Annotated in this window: 13 protein-coding genes and 1 riboswitch; all 13 genes read left to right on the forward strand. The window is 65.8% G+C overall.

Annotated features, from left to right (window positions below; all coding sequences use genetic code 11):
• Window positions 1-2 precede the first annotated feature (2 nt).
• The 13 genes from KSS94_RS15145 (at window position 3) to KSS94_RS15205 (ending at window position 16294) form a co-directional block, all read left to right on the forward strand.
• Entirely contained in the window at window positions 3-971 is a 969-nt protein-coding gene (locus tag KSS94_RS15145; protein ID WP_217838912.1) for an NAD(P)-dependent oxidoreductase, read from the forward strand.
• Complete coding sequence (locus tag KSS94_RS15150; RefSeq protein ID WP_217838913.1) at window positions 968-2419, forward strand: aldehyde dehydrogenase family protein; 1452 nt, start codon at window positions 968-970, stop codon at window positions 2417-2419. Before KSS94_RS15145 ends, KSS94_RS15150 begins: the two co-directional genes overlap by 4 nt.
• A gap of 134 nt (window positions 2420-2553) precedes the next feature.
• Entirely contained in the window at window positions 2554-4197 is a 1644-nt protein-coding gene (locus KSS94_RS15155; protein ID WP_217838914.1) for an acetolactate synthase large subunit, read from the forward strand.
• Between the two features lie 311 nt (window positions 4198-4508).
• Window positions 4509-5456 (forward strand): LysR substrate-binding domain-containing protein, encoded by a 948-nt coding sequence (locus KSS94_RS15160; protein WP_217838915.1) that lies wholly within the window; start codon window positions 4509-4511, stop codon window positions 5454-5456.
• Between the two features lie 115 nt (window positions 5457-5571).
• Window positions 5572-6828 (forward strand): aromatic ring-hydroxylating oxygenase subunit alpha, encoded by a 1257-nt coding sequence (locus KSS94_RS15165; protein WP_217838916.1) that lies wholly within the window; start codon window positions 5572-5574, stop codon window positions 6826-6828.
• Between the two features lie 4 nt (window positions 6829-6832).
• A complete protein-coding gene (locus KSS94_RS15170; protein ID WP_217838917.1) occupies window positions 6833-7954 on the forward strand; it encodes an FAD-binding oxidoreductase in 1122 nt (373 codons plus the stop codon).
• 263 nt (window positions 7955-8217) lie between these two features.
• Complete coding sequence (locus KSS94_RS15175) at window positions 8218-9852, forward strand: BCCT family transporter (RefSeq protein WP_217838918.1); 1635 nt, start codon at window positions 8218-8220, stop codon at window positions 9850-9852.
• A 238-nt stretch (window positions 9853-10090) separates the two neighbouring features.
• Window positions 10091-11257 carry an acetyltransferase domain-containing protein gene (locus tag KSS94_RS15180; RefSeq protein WP_217838919.1) on the forward strand — a complete coding sequence of 389 codons (1167 nt, stop codon included), beginning with the start codon at window positions 10091-10093 and terminating at the stop codon, window positions 11255-11257.
• Window positions 11258-11371: 114 nt separating this feature from the next.
• A riboswitch (cobalamin riboswitch) is annotated at window positions 11372-11569 on the forward strand.
• Window positions 11570-11693: 124 nt separating this feature from the next.
• On the forward strand, window positions 11694-12707 hold the full coding sequence (locus KSS94_RS15185) for an ABC transporter substrate-binding protein (protein WP_217838920.1): 1014 nt from the start codon (window positions 11694-11696) through the stop codon (window positions 12705-12707).
• Window positions 12704-13720, forward strand: coding sequence for a FecCD family ABC transporter permease (locus KSS94_RS15190; protein ID WP_217838921.1), 1017 nt, complete (start codon window positions 12704-12706; stop codon window positions 13718-13720). The genes KSS94_RS15185 and KSS94_RS15190 overlap by 4 nt, the downstream gene beginning before the upstream one ends.
• Window positions 13717-14505, forward strand: a complete 789-nt coding sequence (locus tag KSS94_RS15195) for an ABC transporter ATP-binding protein (protein ID WP_217838922.1) — start codon at window positions 13717-13719, stop codon at window positions 14503-14505. Before KSS94_RS15190 ends, KSS94_RS15195 begins: the two co-directional genes overlap by 4 nt.
• A gap of 17 nt (window positions 14506-14522) precedes the next feature.
• On the forward strand, window positions 14523-14960 hold the full coding sequence (locus KSS94_RS15200; RefSeq protein ID WP_217838923.1) for a pseudoazurin: 438 nt from the start codon (window positions 14523-14525) through the stop codon (window positions 14958-14960).
• On the forward strand, window positions 14957-16294 hold the full coding sequence (locus KSS94_RS15205; protein WP_217838924.1) for an OprD family porin: 1338 nt from the start codon (window positions 14957-14959) through the stop codon (window positions 16292-16294). The genes KSS94_RS15200 and KSS94_RS15205 overlap by 4 nt, the downstream gene beginning before the upstream one ends.
• Window positions 16295-16405: the final 111 nt, after the last annotated feature.

A 16405-nucleotide genomic window follows, 5' to 3' on the forward strand; every position in this document is an offset into this window, starting at 1 on the left:
GCATGAGCGAACACATCGTCTTCCTCGACGACGACGGCCTGGCGCCCTCGACCCGTCTCAAGCGCCCGGACTGCGCCCACACCTGGCAGCAGTTCGCCTACACCCACCCCGACCAGGTGCTGGAGCACCTCAAGGACGCCACGGTGGCGCTGACCTGCAGCGTGCCGCTGCGCGAGGAGCACCTGCGCCAGTTGCCCAAGCTCAAGATGATCTCGCTGGCCCTGACCGGCCGCGACATCGTCGACGTCGAGTATTGCGAGGCCCACGGCATCGAGGTGTCCAGCGTGCCGGGTTATGCCGCCAACACCGTGGCCGAACACAGCCTGGCGATGATCCTCGAGCTGTTCCGCCGCCCCGGCGCCTTCACCCGGCTGATGCGCCAGGTGCATGCCGGTGACAAGCCGCACCAGAACATCTACTTCAACCACCGCATTCGTGACGTGCGCGACAAGCAGCTGGCCATCATCGGCAGCGGCCCCATCGCCCTGCGCCTGGCCCACCTGGCCCGCGCCTTCGGCATGCAGGTGCTGTTCGAAGACCGTGGCGGCAAGCGCCGTGGCCCGGACTGCCGGCCGTTGGCCGAGCTGCTGAAAAGCTGCGACGTGCTGTCGATCAACTGCCCGCTGACGCCGGAAACCTACAACCTGGTCGATGCCCCGCAGCTGGCGTTGATGAAGCCGGACGCGGTGGTGGTCAACACCGGCCGCGGCGGCGTGGTCAACGAGGCCGCGCTGATCGACGCACTGCTGCACGGGCGCCTGGGCGGCGTGGCGCTGGATGTGGTCGAAGTCGAGCCGCTGCACCCCAGCAACCCGCTGTTCCAGCTGATCGAGCGCGATGATTTCTTGCTCAACCCGCACATTGCCTGGAGCAGCGAGGACGCCATGCAGCAGCTGATGGACAGCGCCGTGGACAACATCACCGACTTCTTCGCCCGCCAGGGCACCGAAAAAAGGATTCGCAGCGCATGACCCTCGTTACCAAGAGCAGCTATGTCGACGGCGCCTTCGTCGCCCTGGGCAGCAGCACCGATATCCTCGAAAACCGCAACCCGTCCAACCCCGGCGAGGTGGTCGAGCGCTTCGAGCGCGCCGACCAGGCGCTCACCGAAAAGGCCCTGGCTGCCGCCCGCCGCGCACAACCCGGCTGGGCCCGCAGCAATCCGCAACAGCGTGCCGACGCGCTGGACTTCATCGGTAGCGAAATCCTCGCCCGCCGCGAAGAGTTGGCCGTACTGCTGGCCCGCGAAGAAGGCAAGATCGTCCGCGAAGCCTTGGGCGAAGTGGACCGCGCCGGCCGCTCGTTCAAGTTCTACGCCCAGGAAGCCCTGCGCGCCGAGGGCGAGAAGTACCAGTCGGTGCGCCAGGACGTCGGTATCGACGTGTTCACCCAGCCGCTGGGCGTGATCGGCATCATCGCGCCGTGGAACTTCCCCATCGCCATTCCGGCATGGAAGATCGCCCCGGCGCTGTGCTTCGGCAACTGCGTGGTGTTCAAACCCGCAGAGCTGGTGCCCTCCTCGGCCTGGGCGCTGGCCGAAATCATCTCCCGTGCGGGGCTGCCGGCGGGTGTGTTCAACATGCTGGTCGGCCCGGGGCGCAGCGTCGGCGACACGATCATCCGCTCGCCGCAGGTAGACGGCATCAGCTTCACCGGCTCCGAGAACACCGGCCGGCAAATCGCCAAGCTGGCCGCCGAAGGCATGAAGAAAGTGCAACTGGAAATGGGCGGCAAAAACCCGCTGGTGGTACTGGACGACGCAGACCTTGAGCAGGCCGTGGAAGTGGCCTTGAACGGCTCGTTCTACAGCACCGGCCAACGCTGCACCGCCAGCTCCCGGGTGATCGTCACCGAGGGTATTCACGATGCCTTCGTCGCGCGCCTGGCCGAGCGCACCCGCGCGCTGAAGGTAGGTGATGCGCAACAGGCCAGCACCGATATCGGCCCGGTGGTCGATGGCCGCCAGCTGGAGCAGAACCTTGCCTACGTGGCCAGCGGCCGCGAGCAAGGGGCCAGGCTGGTATGTGGTGGCGAGGCCGTGGAAAACGCCGCAGGGGCGTACTTCTTCACCCCGGCGCTGTTCACCGAAGTAACCCCTGAAATGCGCATCTACCGCGAGGAGATTTTCGGCCCGGTACTGAGCGTGCTCAAGGTGCGTGACTACGACGAGGCGTTTGCCGCTGCCGAAGACACCGCGTTCGGTTTGTCGGCCGGTATCGTCACCACCTCGCTGCGCCATGCCGAGCACTTCAAGCGCAACAGCTCGGCGGGGATGGTGATGGTCAACCTGCCCACCGCCGGGGTGGACTACCACGTGCCGTTCGGCGGCAACGGCGCGTCGAGCCTGGGCTCGCGCGAGCAAGGCACCCATGCGCGGCAGTTCTTTACCCGGGTGAAGACCACTTACCAGTTGGCCTGACCGGGCCCTATCGCCGGCAAGCCGGCTCCTACAGGTAGATCGCGTGCAACTTGCATAACACGCCCCCCCGTAGAAGCCGGCTTGCCGGCGATAGCCATCTCCAACCCCATGCAACACGTGAGGTAGATAGCAACATGGCCAAGGCCGCCGATGTCGTAGTGCAATGCCTGGAAAACGAACGCGTCGAGTATGTGTTCGGCATCCCTGGCGAAGAAAACCTCGACCTGCTCGAGTCCCTGCGCAAGTCGAAGATCAAGCTGGTACTGACCCGCCACGAGCAATCCGCAGGTTTCATGGCCGCCACCTACGGCCGCCTCACCGGCAAGACCGGGGTCAGCCTGTCGACCTTGGGCCCCGGCGCCACCAACCTGGTCACCGCCAGCGCCTATGCGTACCTGGGCGGCATGCCGATGCTGATGATCACCGGCCAGAAGCCGATCAAGAAGTCCAAGCAGGGCCGCTTTCAGATCATCGATGTCTGCGGCATGATGGCCCCGATCACCAAGTACACCCACCAGTTCGCCTCGGCCGACAACATCCCGGCGCGCATGCGCGAAGCCTTCCGCCTGGCCGAAGAAGAAAAGCCCGGCGCCGTGCACCTGGAACTGCCGGAAGACATCGCCGCCGAGCAGACCGACAGCCTGCCGATCCCACCCAGCCTGCACCGTCGCCCGCTGGCCGAGCACAAGGCCATCGAGGCCGCCGTCGAGAAGCTGAAGAACGCCCGCAGCCCGATCCTGGTAATCGGCGCCGGCGCCAACCGCAAGATGACCGCCAAGGTGCTCAAGCAACTGATCGACAAGACCGGCATCCCGTTCATCACCACGCAAATGGGCAAGGGGGTGGTGGACGAGCGCCACCCGCGCTTCCTGGGCAATGCCGCGCTGTCGTCCGGCGATTTCGTGCACCGCGCCATCGAGGCCGCCGACCTGATCATCAACATCGGCCACGACGTGATCGAAAAGCCGCCGTTCTTCATGGTGCGTGGTGGTACCGAGGTTATCCACGTGAGCTTCCGCTCGGCCGAAGTGGATGCCGTGTACTTCCCGCAAGTGGAAGTGATCGGCGATATCGCCAACGCCGTGTGGCAAATCGGCGAAGCGCTGAACGATACCGCCCACTGGGACTTCACCCGCCTGCTGGAAATCCGCGAAGCCAACGAAGCGCAAACCATCGAAGGCGCCGACGACGACCGCTTCCCGGTGTACCCGCAGCGGCTGGTGGCCGATATCCGCCGGGTGCTGCCGTCCGAAGGCATCGTGGCCCTGGACAACGGCATCTACAAAATCTGGTTCGCGCGCAACTACAAGGCCCACAAGCCCAACACCGTACTGCTGGACAACGCCCTGGCGACCATGGGTGCAGGGCTGCCGTCGGCCATGGCCGCGCACCTGGTGCACCCGGACCGCCCGGTGATTTCGGTGTGTGGCGATGGCGGTTTCATGATGAACAGTCAGGAGCTGGAAACGGCAGTACGCTTGGGGATGCACATCACCGTGGTGATTCTGCGTGACGATGGCTACGGCATGATCCGCTGGAAGCAGGCCAACATGGGCTTCACCGACTTCGGCCTGGATTATGGCAACCCGGACTTCGTCAAGTACGCCGAGTCTTATGGCGCCAACGGCTACCGCGTGGAAAGCGCCGAAGCCTTGCTACCGCTGCTGGACCATTGCATTTCCAACCCGGGCGTACATGTGATCGATTGCCCGGTAGACTACAGCGAGAACGACCAGATTCTGAACAACCAACTGCGCGCCCGGGCGTTGGCGGTGTAACGCTCCCGCATTGGCCTGTGCTGTACCTGTAGGAGATTGCCCAGCCCTGCGGGCTGCGCTGTCGCGCAGATGCACCGCGCTCCTGTGGGAAGCGGCCTTGTGTCGCGACAGGGCTGCGCAGCAGCCCCGGCAATTTTGCATGAGGCCGAGGCCTTGGGGCCGCTTTGCGCCCCATCTCGACCGGACGGCGCCCCGGCAAGGCCGCCTCCCACAGGGAACGTCACACGGCCAACGTGGGAGCGGGCTTGCCCCGCGATACAGCCACCGCCATCTGGCATACTCCGCCGATCCCCCTGCCCCTCGGTACAACAATGACAACAGCAGACGGCACCCACAAACACAAAGGCTACCGGCGCATCATCCCGTCGATGACCGCCCTGCTGCAGTTCGAGGCCGTGGCCCGGCTCAACAGCTTCACCCTGGCGGCAAAAGAGCTGGGCGTGACCCAGGCCGCGGTGAGCAAGCAAATCAAGGTGCTCGAAGAAAACATCGGCGCCTTGCTGTTCCACCGTTCGCACCGCAACATACAACTTACCGAAAGCGGCGAGTTGCTGTTTTCGATCATTTCCGACTCGTTGCAACGGGTCGCCAGCGCCTTCGATCAAATTACCCAGGGTTGTGGCCAGCATGAAATAGTGCTGGGCTCCACTGCGCCGTTTTCGCAACTTCGCATCATGCCCCGACTTAACGCATTGAATGACAACTTGCCGAATATACAACTGCGCCTGGCCACGCAAATGTTCATGGGCGATTTGCGTACCCGGGAATATGACCTGGATATTCGCTATGGCGATGGAAAGTGGGAGGACGGCACCTCGATCCTGTTGTTCGAGGAAGAGGTGTTCCCGGTGTGCTCCCCGGCCTGGCTGGCACGCAACCCGGCCCCGGTAACGCTTGAGGAGCTGGCCGTGGCCGGGCTGCTCGATGCCGCCTCCACCTCCGAGGGCTGGTACACCTGGCCTACCTGGTTCAAGGGCCTGGGCCATACCCCCAGCACCCTGCGCACCAACCTGCGCTGCAGCCTGTACACCGACTCGGTCAACGCAGCATTGCAGGGCTATGGCATCTCCCTGGGCTGGGGGCGGCTGGTCGAGCACCTGCTCGACAGCGGCGAGCTGGTGCGCCTGGAACCCTTCGTGGTCAGGCCCCGGGAGGCCTACTACGTGATCGTGCCCCATGGCCGGCGCATCGACCAGCAGACCTGGGCCATCGTCCAGTGGCTGCAGGGCAAGGTCGCCCCCCCCTCGTCGCTTGAATAACTTGAAGTAATGCGAAGCGGAAAATTAACCGCATTGACGCTCCCTCAGGCCACTTTGATAATCAAGCCCATATAAAGCCTTGCTTATCCAATAATAAAAGTGCCTGAGGTTTCACATGATAATCGCCTCCCTAAAATCTCATCGGGACCTTATTGCCGCGCGTCAACCGGGCGTGGGCATGGCCGGCGAACTGTACAGTCGCCAGGATATCTTCGACACCGACCTGAATATCTTTTTCTACAAGCACTGGATTCAAGTTGCGGTGACCGCCGATGTGGAAGAACCCGGTGATGTCTTCACCGTGGACATCGGCAAGGCCTCGGTGCTGATCGTGCGCGACGACGACGAACAGGTGCGTGCCTACCGCAACGTCTGCCGCCACCGCGGCGCCCGGCTCAAGGCGCCCGGCAAGTCCACCGTCGGCATGCTGGTATGCCCCTACCACCAGTGGACCTACGACCTGGACGGCAGCCTCAAGCATGTCAAGAACATGGGCAAGGACTTCGATCCCAAGTGCCGCAGCCTGATCCCGGTGCACTGCAAGGTGATCGGCGCGCACATTTTGATTTGCCTGAGCGACAACCCGCCCGAGGACATCGCCGACCTGGAAGAGGTGATGGGCCCGCGCTTCGCCCCGTTCGACCTGACCAACACCAAGATTGCCTACGAGCTGGACTACGTCGAGCAAGGCAACTGGAAGCTGGTGATGGAGAACAACCGCGAGTGCTACCACTGCGAAGGCACCCACCCCGAGCTGATCGTCTCGTACCAGTCCGAAGACCTCGGCGTGAGCTTCGACGAGATGACCGACGAGGCCCGCGCCTCCTATGATGCCTATCAAATCCGCAAGGCCGGCATCGAAGCCGACTGGGAGCGTTCGGGCCTGCTGTGGCAGACCGTGGAGCACCTGGCCGACGACGCGCCAACCCAGTTCCGCACCCAGCGCATGATCATCGCCGGCAGCGGCGAGTCGCAGACCCTCGACACTAAAGTGGCCTGCAGCAAGCTGCTGGGCAACCTCACCCGCAAGGATTTGGGCGACACCCACCTGTGGGGCAACAACGCGTGGTGCCACGTGATGAGCGACCACGCCATGATCAGCTGGATCATCCCGCTGTCGCCCGAGCAAACCCTGGTGCGCACCAAGTGGCTGGTGCACAAGGATGCCGTCGAGGGTGTGGACTACGACCTGCAGAAGCTCACCGAAGTGTGGGTGGCAACCACCCAGCAGGACGCCGCGCTGGTGGCCATCACCCACAGCGGCACCCAGGACCCGGCCTTCGTGCCCGGCGCCTACTCGGTGTTCACCGAGCCCTACGTCGACCAGTTCGCGCGCTGGTACGCCTCGCGCCTGGCCGCCCACGGAGTCTGATGCCATGACCCAGTACCAGAACATCGCCGCCCTGCGCGCCGACCAGCGCTTCGCCGACACCGACCATTGGGCCGCCTTCGGCGCCCAGTGGGGCAGCGGCGAAGGCAAGCGCATCGAATGCCTGAGCGTGGTGGCCGAAACCCACGACGTGAAGACTTTTACCTTCCACTGCCCGGACTACCAGGCGCTGGCCTACGAGCCCGGCCAGTTCCTGACTGTGTCGCCGGTGATCGACGGGCAGAGCGTGTCGCGCTGCTACACCCTGTCGTCCACCCCGACCCGGCCGTTCACTTTCTCGATCACCGTCAAGCGGGTGCCGGGGGGCGCGGTGTCCAACTGGCTGCACGACAACCTGCATGCCGGCGCCGCACTGGCCGCCTCGGGCCCGGCGGGCATCTTCACTCCTGTGGCGGGCCCGTCGCACAAGCTGCTGTACCTGTCGGCCGGCTCCGGGGTGACCCCGCTGATGGCCATGACCCGGGCCGCCGCCGACCTGCAGGCCGACCTGGATATCGTCTTCGTGCACAGCGCGCGCACGCCCAAGGACATCATCTTCCGCGATGAACTGGCGCGCCTTGAAAAGAGCATGCCGCGCCTGCGCACGCTGTTCTTCTGCGAGAACACCGGCGACGAACCGGACTGGGCCGGCCCGCTGGGGCGCCTGTCGCTGGAGGAGCTGCAACGGCAGATCCCTGACTTCAAGGAGCGCGAAGTCTTCACCTGTGGCCCCAAGGGCTACATGGACGCAACCAAGGCCCTGCTCGGCAATGGCGGCTTTGACTTGAAGCACTACCACCAGGAGAGCTTCGACATCGGCGCCGAGCCGGAGCCGGCCCCGGCGCCTGCAGCAGGCCAGGCCCAGGACAGCTTCACCGTGGTGCTGGCGCGCTCGGGCAAGACCTTCACCATGCGCGCCGACCAGACCGTGCTGGCCGCGGCCAAGCAGGCCGGCGCCGTGGTGCCCTCCTCCTGCAGCCAGGGGGTGTGCGGCACCTGCAAGAGCGCGGTGCTGGAGGGCAGTGTCGAGATGCAGCACAACGGCGGCATCCGCCAGCGTGAAATCGACAAGGGCCTGCGCCTGCTGTGCTGCAGCCGGCCCACTTCCGACCTGGTCATCGACCTCTGACACGGCGCCTGCGGGCGCCTTTTGCAGTTTCCTAGGCATCCGCGCGGCTGCGGCGAACAGCGTGGGAGCGGGCTTGCCCCGCGATAGCGGTACCGGCATCGCTATCGCTATCGCGGGGCAAGCCCGCTCCCACGAGTTCCTGCATCAACCTCCAACCAACAGGCAAACCCTCCCGCCGAACAATCCTGCACCCCCCACTCAGCGACGAAGCCAAGCGCAGCCCCTGTGCCCCGCGACTTGCAACAATAAAAAGGAAATAGCCGATGCGTGCAAACCATGGCCTGTTCAAAGGCCTCAACCCTACGGTGACCGTGTGGTCACTGCTTATCGTCATGGCCTTCGTGGCCCTGTGCGCCACCCAGGGCGAACAGGCCGCCGGGGTGTTCAAAAGTGCCTCCGACGCCATCCTCGACAACCTCAAGTGGTTCTACATCGCGCTGGTCAGCGGCGTACTGGTGTTGCTGGTGGTGGTCGCCTTCAGCCGCTACGGCACCCTGCGCCTGGGCCGCCCGGACGAGCGCCCGGAGTTCAGCTTCCCGGCCTGGATCGCCATGCTGTTCAGCGCCGGCATGGGCGTGGGGCTGATCTTCTGGTCGGTGGCAGAGCCGGTGCTGCACTACGCCAGCAACCCCTTCACCCCCGGGCTTTCCGACGCATCGGCAGCCATGGCCATGCGCCTGACCCTGTTCCACTGGGGCCTGCACCCCTGGGCGATCTTCACCGTGATCGGCCTGGGCCTGGCCTACTTCGCCTACCGCGAAGGCCTGCCGCTGGCGCTGCGCTCAGTCCTCTACCCGCTGATTGGCCAGCGCATCTACGGGCCTATCGGCCACACCGTGGACATCATCGGTGCGGCAGTCACCGCCTTTGGCGTGTCGCAATCGCTGGGCATGGGCGTGGAACAGATCAACGCCGGGCTCAAGGACGTGTTCGGCGTGCCGGTGAGCCTGTCGTTCAAGCTGGGCATCATCGCCGTGGTCACGGTGATCGCCTCCATTTCACTGGTGGCGGGCCTTTCCAAGGGTATGAAGCGCCTGTGCACGGTGAACATGTGGATCTCCATCGGCCTGATGCTGGTGGTGCTGGCCCTGGGCCCGACCAACTACCTGCTCAACCTGCTGCTGGAGTCGGCCGGTGACTACGTGCAGAACATCGTCGGCCTGAGCTTCTGGACCGACAGCCAGGCCAACAGCGGCTGGCAGAACAGCTGGACCGCCTTCTACTGGCCCTGGTGGATGACCTGGGGGCCGTTCGTGGGCCTGTTCATCGCACGGATTTCCCGCGGGCGGACCATCCGCGAGCTGGTGTTTGGCGCACTGCTGGTGCCCACCCTGGTGACCATGATCTGGATGGCGGTGTTCGGCGGCTCGGCGCTCAAGGACGAGCAGCAGGCACGCCAGGCCCATGCCGCGCTGCCGGTGGCCGAGCAGAGCGCGGCCGGCGACTTTACCGGTGGCCCGATCCTGCAGGCCACCCGCCACGACACCACCACGGCGATGTTCACCCTGCTCGAGCGCCTGGACGGCCCCACCGTGGGCGCCATCCTCAGCGTGATCGTGTGCCTGCTGCTGGCGGTGCACTTCGTCACCGCCGCCGACGCCGGCACCCAGGTGCTGTGCATGCTCAACTCGCTGGGCAGCATCGACCCGCCGAACTGGCTGCGGGTGATGTGGTGCGTGCTGGAAGGCGCCATCGCTGCCAGCCTGATCATTGCCGGCGGGCTGGTGGCGATACAGATGGCCAGTATTGTGGTGGGGCTGCCGATTGCCGTGTACATGCTGGTGACCGGCTACAGCCTGTGCCGCAGCTTGCGCGCCCATGAAGGGTCGGTGACGCTGGGCACCCCTGCCCCGGAACCCGTGCGTGTGGTGGCCGGGACCGTCGTCGAAAACCACTGACGCCCATCGCGGGGACGTGGGAGCGGGCTTGCCCCGCGATGCTGTCGACACAAGAACCGGGGCCGCCATTGCGCAGCCCCGGTTTTTTTGTGTCGCCGATTCGGGCCCTATCGCCGGCAAGCCGGCTCCTACAGGGCTGCATGCCCCCACACGGCAAAAAATGGCTGTGCCAAAATGAATAAATAGTTATAAGATAACGTTTCATTTGACACCCATTCCTGCCTGCGACCCATTCCCGATGACAAGCGCCTCAGCCACCCCCACCCTGCTCACCCAGCGCCTGCAGAGCATCGATGCCCTGCGCGGCCTGGTGATCCTGTTCATGCTGCTCGACCACGTGCGCGAGACCTTCTTCCTGCACCGCCAGGTCAGCGACCCGATGAACGTCGATGTCACCGACCCCAGCCTGTTCGCCAGCCGCACCCTGGCCCACCTGTGCGCGCCGGTGTTCGTGCTGCTGACGGGCCTGTCGGCCTACCTGTACGGCGAGAAGTACCAGGGCCGGCGCGATGTGTCGGCATTCTTGTTCAAGCGCGGGCTGTTCCTGGTGGTGCTGGAGTTCACCCTGGTGAACTTCGCCTGGACCTTCCAGCTGCCGCCGAGCGTGATCTACATGCAGGTGATCTGGGCCATCGGCGTGAGCATGATCGCCCTGTCGCTGCTGGTGTACCTGCCACGTGCGGCGCTGGTGGCCCTGGGCGTGGTACTGGTGGCCGGGCACAACCTGCTGGACGGCCTGCACTTTGGCCCGGAGTCGGCGATGCACGTGCCGTGGGCGATTTTGCATGACCGTGGCTGGCTGGAAGTGTCCGACAGCCTGCGCCTGCGCACCTCCTACCCGGTGCTGCCGTGGATTGGCGTGATTGCGCTGGGCTACGCCCTGGGGCCGTGGTTCGGCCGTGGCAGCGATGCCGGCGTACGCCAAAAGCACCTGCTGCTGGCCGGCGCCGCCGCGCTGCTGGGCTTTGTGGTGCTGCGCCTGCTCAACGGCTACGGCGAAGCACCATGGCACAGCTACCCGGCGTTCACTCAAACCCTGATGAGCTTCTTCAACATCACCAAGTACCCGCCGTCGCTGCTGTTCCTGAGCCTGACCCTGGGCTGCGGCCTGTTGCTGCTGCGCGGCTTCGAGCGCGCAGGCGCGGCCCGCTGGATCGGCGTGCTGGCGGTATTCGGCGCCGCACCGATGTTCTTCTACCTGCTGCACCTGTATGTACTGAAAGTGCTGTACGTGATCTGCGTAGCGCTGTTCGGGCTGAACCATGGCGAGTACTTCGGTTTTGACGGCATTGGCGCGGTGTGGCTGGGCTCGGTGTTGCTGGCGGCGGCGCTGTACTTGCCAGTGCGCTGGTTTGCCCGGTTGAAGGCGCGTCGGCGTGATATTGCCTGGCTCAAGTATTTGTGATCACTGGCCCGGCCTCATCGCCGGCAAGCCGGCTCCTACAGGTACGGCACAGGCCTGAGAGCTGTGCGATGGGGCCGCAACGAGCCAAAAACGTTTCCACCCGGCGGTCGATGGACTACCATGCCCGCCGCCGGTTTCCACCAGGAATTAATAGGGAATCCCCAGGCCGCCCAGCGCGTGCCAAAGGGAACTGCCCCCGCAACTGTAGGTGCCGAGCCCGCGCCATCGATGCCACTGGATCATGTATCCGGGAAGGCTGGCGCCGGGCCAGGACGCACCAGTCAGGAGACCTGCCGGCACACATTTACCAACCGGCGGGGTGTCCGGGATGGCCATCTCCACCCCTTGCGGGTGCTGCCCCTCGCCCTGCGCGACGGGCCCGGCGATGCCTGTCCGTGCGTTCATTCCGTGCACCGTAGATAGGAGATCGCCCACCATGCTGCCCCGTTTCGCCGCCCTGCTCGCCGGCCTGTCGCTGACTGGCCTTGCCCAGGCCGCCGCCACCCACTACCCGCTCACCGTCGACAACTGCGGCGCCCCGCAGACCTTCGCCCAAGCCCCCGAGCGCGCCGTGACCATCGGCCAGGCCGGCACCGAGATGCTCTACGCCCTGGGCCTTGGCGACAAGCTGGCCGGCACCTCGCTGTGGTTCAACAACGTGCTGCCCGAGTACGCCGCGCAAAACGCCAAGGTGCCGCGCCTGGCCGACAACGACCCAAGCTTCGAAGCGGTGGTGGGCAAGCGCCCGCAACTGGTGGCGGTGCAGTTCGAGTGGATGGTCGGCGCCCAGGGCGTGGTGGCCACCCGCGAGCAGTTCGACGAGCTGAAGATCCCCACCTACCTGCTGCCCTCGGACTGCGAAGGCAAGGACAACCTGGTGGGCGCCGACGGCACCCGCCTGCAGCCGTTCAAGGTCGACAGCATCTACAAGAGCGTCAGCCAGCTGGCCGAAATCTTCGACGTGCAGGCCCGTGGCCAACAGCTCAACGCCGAGCTCAAGGGCCAGCTGGATCACGCCCGTCAGCAACTGGCCGGCAAGGACCTGAGCCACACCAGCGCGCTGTTCTGGTTCTCCAGCGCCGACCTTGAGATGGACCCATACGTGGCCGGCCGCCAGGGCGTGGCCGACTTCATGCTGCAGACCCTGGGCGTGCGCAACGTGGTCGAGTCCAACGAAGAATGGCCCACCGTGGGCTGGGAAACCCTGGCCAAGGCCAACCCCACCTGGCTGATCATCGCGCGCATGGACCGCCGCCGCTTCCCCGCCGACGACTACCAGAAGAAGCTTGATTTTCTGCGCAACGACCCGGTGGCCAAGAACATGGACGCGGTGAAGAACGGCCGCATCATCGTGCTCGACGCCGACGCCATGCAGGCCGGCATCCGCCTGTTCAAGGGCCTGGAGCGCTTGTCTGACGCCTTCGCCACGGGTAAAGCGCCGCAACCATGAGCCGCCTGTTCCCCCTGAGCCTGGCAGCCCTTGTGGCCCTGCTTACCGCCTTGCTGGCCGGCATCGCCATCGGCGAAACCCGTGTCTCCACGCAGGTGGTGTGGCAGGTGCTGGCCAACCATTTGTGGCAGGCCGGCCACGTGCTCGACCCGATCGATGCCGGCATTGTCTGGAACTACCGACTGCCGCGCACCCTGGTGGCCGCAGCCTGCGGTGCCGGGCTGGCTACCTGCGGGGTGATTTTGCAGGCGCTGCTGCGCAACCCGCTGGCCGAACCCTACCTGCTGGGGTTGTCGGCCGGTGCTTCCACCGGTGCGGTGGCGGTGGGCCTGCTGGGCCTGGGCGGCGCGGCGCTGTCGTTGTCCGGCGGTGCCTTCATCGGCGCGCTGGCGGCCTTCGGCCTGGTGCTGCTGTTGTCGCGGGCCAGCGGCAGCAGCCACAACAATGCCCAGGTGATTCTGGCCGGCATTGCCGGCTCGCAACTGTTCAATGCCCTGACCGCATTTTTGATTACCAAGTCGGCCACCGCCGAGCAGGCGCGCGGCATCATGTTCTGGCTGCTGGGTAACCTCAGCGGCGTGCGCTGGCCCTCGGTGTGGCTGGCCTTGCCGGTGGCGCTGCTGGGCCTGGTGGTGTGCCTGTGGCACCGCCGCGCGCTGGATGCCTTCACCTTCGGCGCCGACTCGGCCGCATCGTTGGGTGTGCCGGTACGCCGCACGCAACTGCTGCTGATCAGCTGTGCGGCGCTGGTGACTGCAGTGATGGTGTCGATTGTCGGCGCCATTGGTTTCGTCGGCCTGGTCATCCCCCACGCCCTGCGTTTGCTGCTGGGCGCCGGCCACAGCCGCCTGCTGCCCGCCAGTGCTCTGGGTGGCGCGCTGTTTCTGATTCTGGCCGATATCCTTTCGCGCACCCTGATCAGCGGCCAGGTGATCCCGGTGGGCGTGGTCACCGCGCTGATCGGCGCGCCGGTGTTCGCGCTGATTCTGGTCAGCCGCCGGGGGCGCCCATGACCGCCATGAACCCCCTCGCCATCGCCCCCCTCGCCTGCCACAACTTGAGCCTGCGCCTGGGCGAGCGCGACGTGCTGCAAGGCATCGACCTGGCCGTAAACCCTGGCGAGACGCTGGGTATCGTCGGCCCCAACGGCTCGGGCAAATCCACCCTGCTCAAGCTGCTGGCCGGCCTGCGCACACCCAGCAGCGGCAGCGTGCAGTTGCTCGGCGAGCCCTTGGCAAAACTGCCGCGCCGGCGCATCGCCCAGCTGCTGGCCCTGGTGGAGCAACAGGCCGACACGCAAGACGCCATCAGCGTGTTCGACGCCGTGGCCCTGGGCCGCACGCCGTGGCTGTCGGCCCTGGCGCCGTTCGGCCGGCAAGACCGCGCCATCGTCGACCAGGCCCTGGCCGACGCGGACGCCAGCCACCTGCGCGAGCGCATCTGGCGCGAGTTGTCTGGCGGCGAGCGCCAGCGCGTGCACATCGCCCGCGCCCTGGCCCAGCGCCCGCAGCTGTTGCTGCTGGACGAGCCCACCAACCACCTCGACATCCAGCACCAGCTGGGCCTGCTGCAACAGGTGCAGGCCCTGCCGGTGACCACCCTGGTGGCCCTGCACGACCTCAACCAGGCGCTCACCTGCGACCGCCTGGCAGTGCTCGACCAAGGCCGCCTGGTCGCCCTCGGCCCCCCCGAAAGCGTGCTCACCCCAGAGCGGCTGCTGAGCACTTTCGGCGTGCACGCCCACTACCTCACCGACCCCTACGACGGCGCGCGCATCCTGCGCTTTCGCGCCCCCTGAACCAGGACGTTCCGCCCATGTTGCCGCGCTCCACCACTGCCCTGCTGCTCGCCACCCTGCTGACCACCACCGCCGCCCAGGCCGAGGTGCATGAAGTGCAGATGCTCAACCGCGGCGCCGACGGCGCCATGGTCTATGTGCCCGACCACCTGCACATCGCCCCGGGCGACAGCGTGCGCTTTGTGCCGACCCAGGCCGGGCACAACGCCGCCAGCCTGCCCGCCCTGCTGCCGGCGGGTGCCACGGCGTTCAAGAGCAAGCTCAACCAGCCCTTCGAGCAGGTGTTCGAGGCGCCCGGGCTGTATGGCATCCAGTGCATCCCGCACCTGGCCATGGGCATGGTGATGCTGATCCAGGTCGGCGACAGCCAGGGCGCCAGCCTGCCTGACAATCTCCCGGCCCGGGCCAAGGCACGCCTAGCCGCGCAGCTGCAAAAACTGGAGGCCGGCCAGTGAAACAGGTTTTCATCGCCCTGCCCCTGCTTGGCCTGAGCCCGCTGGCCCTGGCCGAGTCCGCCCAGTCGCAGGCCAACGGCTTTGTCGAGGACAGCAGCTGGAGCCTCCTCAACCGCACCGTGTACGACCAGCGCGACTACAAGCACGGCGGGCGCAACAGCGGCGCGCGCAACGCCTACAAGCCGCGCAACGAACGCAACGGCCTGGCCGAGGAATGGGCCTACGGCCTGATGGGTACCTTCAGCTCGGGTTTTACCCAGGGCCTGATCGGCGTCGGCATGGATGCCCACGCCTACCAGGGCGTGCAACTGGACAGCGGCGGCGGCCGCGCCGGCAAGGCGCGCCTGCTGGGCGTGGACAACGCCGGCCACCCGAAAAACACATACAGCCGTGGCGGCGCCGCCGTGAAGCTGCGCCTGTCCAACACCGTGCTGTCCTACGGCGAGCAACGGGTGAAAACCCCGGTGTTCAGCTCATCCGACAGCCGCCTGCTGCCCGAGACCGCCACCGGCTGGTTCCTCACCAGCAACGAAATCGACACGCTCAAGCTGGTGGCCGGCCACTTCAACGAAAGCACCGACCGTAATGCCTCAAGCCACAACCAGGGCTTCGTGGTGAACTACTCCAACGCTCGCCAAGGCAACGCCTTCGACCTGGCCGGCGCGGTGTGGAACCCCAACGCCAATGTCAGTGCCAGCCTGTACACCTCGCGCTACGAAGACAGCTGGAACCAGCATTACCTGGGCAGCACCCTGAGCCACGCCATCGACGAGCAGCGCAGCGTCAGCCTGGACCTGAACCTGTACCGCACCACCGACACCGGCAAGGCGCTGTCCGGGCGCATCGACAACACCACCTGGAGCCTGGTCGGCCGTTATGCCCAAGGCCCCCACGCGTTCAGCCTGGGTTGGCAGCAGGTCGACGGCAACACGCCGTTCGACTACGTCACCCGCGGCGCCATCTTCATCGCCAACGCCGTGCAGATGTCCGACTTCAACGCCCCCAACGAAAAGTCCTGGCAGGCTCGCTACGACCTGAACATGGGCGCGTTCGGCGTGCCGGGGCTGAACCTGACGGCGCTGTATGTGCGCGGGTTCGATATCGACGGCACCCATGTCGACCCTACGGGCGGGTATGCGTACCTGGGCTATGGCAAGGATGGCAAGCACTGGGAGCGCGACCTGGAGGCTCGGTATGTGGTGCAGAGCGGCAAGGCCAAGGGGCTGAGCTTTTCGGTGCGGCATAACGTGCACCGGGGGGATACGGCGCAGGCGGAGCTGGATGGGGATCAGATTCGCCTGGCGGTGGAATATCCGCTGACAGGTTCGTTCTGAACGGGTTTGACCTGGTAGGGCCAGCCGGTTAACCTCCCGCACGTTGCTGTCAATCCAGCAACCGGGCGTCGCGGCCCGCAATGCAAAAGGCGCTCAGCGCCCCACCCTCAC

Origin of the sequence: Pseudomonas fakonensis (assembly GCF_019139895.1) — a bacterium.
GTDB classification, from domain to species: domain Bacteria; phylum Pseudomonadota; class Gammaproteobacteria; order Pseudomonadales; family Pseudomonadaceae; genus Aquipseudomonas; species Aquipseudomonas fakonensis.